Origin of the sequence: Kitasatospora sp. NPDC059803, assembly GCF_042732255.1 — a bacterium.
Taxonomy (GTDB): domain Bacteria; phylum Actinomycetota; class Actinomycetes; order Streptomycetales; family Streptomycetaceae; genus Kitasatospora.
In genome coordinates, this window is record NZ_JBHWIJ010000496.1 from 1 (window position 1) to 3,139 (window position 3,139).

At 72.5% G+C, this 3,139-nt stretch carries 3 protein-coding genes; all 3 read right to left on the reverse strand.

Annotated elements, in window-relative coordinates; all coding sequences use genetic code 11:
• Positions 1-126 precede the first annotated feature (126 nt).
• Positions 127-744 (reverse strand): GNAT family N-acetyltransferase, encoded by a 618-nt coding sequence (locus ACFV6I_RS38675; protein ID WP_063348469.1) that lies wholly within the window; start codon positions 742-744, stop codon positions 127-129.
• 119 nt (positions 745-863) lie between these two features.
• Positions 864-1,928, reverse strand: coding sequence for a ParB/RepB/Spo0J family partition protein (locus ACFV6I_RS38680; RefSeq protein ID WP_380430872.1), 1,065 nt, complete (start codon positions 1,926-1,928; stop codon positions 864-866).
• On the reverse strand, positions 1,925-2,875 hold the full coding sequence (locus ACFV6I_RS38685) for a ParA family protein (RefSeq protein ID WP_279634954.1): 951 nt from the start codon (positions 2,873-2,875) through the stop codon (positions 1,925-1,927). The genes ACFV6I_RS38680 and ACFV6I_RS38685 overlap by 4 nt, the downstream gene beginning before the upstream one ends.
• Positions 2,876-3,139 lie beyond the last annotated feature (264 nt).

The following is a 3,139-nucleotide window of genomic DNA, read 5'->3' on the forward strand; positions in this document are numbered from 1 at the left end:
GGGTGGGGGGGGTTTGTGTCATTTTATATTCGCGGGGGTGGGGGGCGCCGGGCGCGTCCGCGGGGGGGCGGGGCCCCCCCCCCCCGGGGCCCCCCCCCCCGTCGTCGTTTCCACGCGCCTCCCGCCTCAGAACGGCCGCAGCGCCGGCTCCTTGCGCGCCCCGCCGAGCAGCCGCTCCAACGCCACCTCCACATCGCCCCGCCAGGACAGCGTGGTGCGCGCCTCCAGCCGCAGCCGCGGGTAGCGGTGGTGCGAGCGGACGGTCTTGAAGCCGACCGCGAGCAGGTGGTCGGCCGGCAGCACGCAGCCGACCGGCTCAGGACCGGCCGAGCCGAAGGCCTCGATCGCCCGCACCCCGCGCCCGAGCAGGTCCTTGGCCACGGTCTGCACCAGCACCCGGCCGAGCCCCTGCCGCTGGTAGCCCGGAACCACCCGGCTGACCATCAGCTGGACGGCGTCCGGCGAGACCGGACTGGTCGGGAAGGACTGCGACCGGGGGACGTAGGCGGGCGGCGCGTACAGCACGAAGCCGGCCGGCTGGTCGTCCACGTAGACGATCCGACCGCAGGAACCCCACTCCAGCAGCACCGCGGAGATCCACCCCTCCTTCTCCAGCTCCGGCTTCCCGGACTCCACCGCCGCCTTCCCGCTGACCGGATCCAGCTCCCAGAACACGCAGGAGCGGCAGGTCGTCGGCAGATCGGCGAGGTTGTCCAGGGTCAGCGGAGCGATCCGGCGTCCCATGCCCCGCACCTCCTCCTCCACTTCACGGTCGAGCATGCCCCCACAGACGCCGATGGGTGCATGTTTCACGTGAAACAGTGCTCACGCGGAACATGCACCCATCGGGTATCGTCCCCGGCTCAGCCCTGCGACAGCCGCAGACCGTCCTCGCCCGGGGCCAGGCTGTCCAGGATCCGGTTCAGGTCCTCCACCGAACCGAACTCCAGCACCACCTTGCCCTTGCCCAGCTTGCCGCCGCGCTGCGACACCTCGACCTTGACCCGGGTGTCGAAGCGGTCCGACAGCCGGCTCGCCAGATCGTTGAAGGCCGGGGAGATCAGCTTGCCCGCCTTCGGCGCCTGGCGCTTCGGCTTCCGGTCCTCCTCCTCGCCCATCAGCGCGACGATCTCCTCGGTGGTCCGCACCGAGAGGCCCTCCGCGACGATCCGCTTGGCCAGCAGCTCCCGCCGCTCGGCATCCGGCACCCCGAGCAGCGCCCGGGCGTGGCCGGCGGTCAGCACCCCGGCGGCGACCCGGCTCTGCACGGTGGGCGAGAGCTTCAGCAGCCGCAGCGTGTTGGAGACGTGCGAGCGCGAGCGGCCGATCCGGTCGGCCAGCTCGTCGTGGGTGCAGGAGAAGTCCCGCAGCAGCTGGTCGTAGGCGGCCGCCTCCTCCAGCGGGTTCAGCTCGGCCCGGTGCAGGTTCTCCAGCAGGGCGTCCAGCAGCAGCTTGTCGTCCTCGGTGGCACGGACGATGGCCGGGATCTGCTTCAGCCCGGCCTCCTTGGAGGCGCGCCAGCGGCGCTCGCCCATGATCAGCTCGAAGCGATCGGGCGCGACCTGGCGCACCACGATCGGCTGGAGCAGACCGACCTCCTTGATCGAGACGACCAGCTCGGCCAGCTTGTCGTCGTCGAAGACCTCACGGGGCTGGCGCGGGTTGGGCTCGATCGCGTCCAGCGGCAGCTCGGCGAAGAAGGCACCGGCCACCGGCGCCGGCTGCGCCTGCTCGGCCTGCTTCTCCGCGGCCGCCCGGGCCGCCACCGTGCCGCGGCCGGTCGGCAGCGTCGGTACCGAGGTCGGCGACGCCGCGCCGATCGCCCCCTCGGGGGGGGGGGGGGCCGCCCCCGCCGCCCCGCCGTCCACCGGTACGGCGGGGCGGATCAGCGCCTCCAGCCCTCGTCCCAAACCCCTGCGACCACTCACCGATGACCCTCCGTCGTACCGTGCTGTGCCACCGGGGCTCCGTGCCCCGTACCGCTGCCGTGCCGCTGCTGCCCCAGGAGCGGGCCGCCGCCGACCGCCGCCGCGCGCAGCCCGAGCTCGCGGGCGGCCTCCAGGTAGGAGAGCGCCCCGGTCGAGCCCGGGTCGTAGGTGAGGACCGTCTGGCCGTAGCTGGGCGCCTCCGAGATGCGCACCGAGCGCGGGATCGCGGTGCTCAGCACCTCCTGCGGGAAGTGCGTCCGGACCTCCTCGGCGACCTGGGCGGCCAGCCTGGTCCGGGCGTCGTACATGGTGAGCAGGATGGTCGAGACGTGCAGCGCGGGGTTGAGGTGCGCGCGCACCAGCTCGACGTTGCGCAGCAGCTGGCCCAGGCCCTCCAGCGCGTAGTACTCGCACTGGATCGGGATCAGCACCTCCCGCCCGGCCACCAGGGCGTTGACCGTCAGCAGGCCCAGCGAGGGCGGACAATCGATCAGGACGTAGTCCAGCGGCTGCTCGTAGGCGGCGATGGCGCGCTGGAGCCGGCTCTCCCGGGCCACCAGCGACACCAGCTCGATCTCGGCGCCGGCCAGGTCGATGGTCGCGGGGACGCAGAACAGCCCCTCGACGTCCACCACCGGCTGCACCACGTCGGCGAGCGGCTTGCCCTCGACCAGGACGTCGTAGACGGACGGCACCTCGGCGTGGTGGTCGATGCCGAGGGCGGTGGAGGCGTTGCCCTGCGGGTCGAGGTCGACGACCAGGACGCGCAGTCCGTGCATGGCGAGCGAGGCGGCCAGGTTGACGGTGGTGGTGGTCTTGCCGACCCCGCCCTTCTGGTTGGCGACCACGATCACCCGGGTGGCGGCGGGGCGGGGCAGACCCTCACCCGCTCGGCCGATCGCCTGAACCGCAGCCTGGGCAGCCCTCGCGATGGGCGTGTCATCGATCTGGCCGATGGTCTCCGAGTCCTGCATGGGGGTCAGTGTTTCACGTGAAACCGGAGCGGCAACAGTCGCCGCCCGGCTGCGGCCGAGGATTCCCGAGAGCAAGGAGCGACGTTTCACGTGAAACACCATGCCCGCTATGTCGGAAATCTGACGTTGCGACACTCCGGTGTCCTCCCGTCGACCGGCCGTCACCCCGACGGCCACCGGAACGCCGACGGGCGGGTGGCTCCCCCCTCAGGAGGAACCACCCGCCCGTCGTCGAGC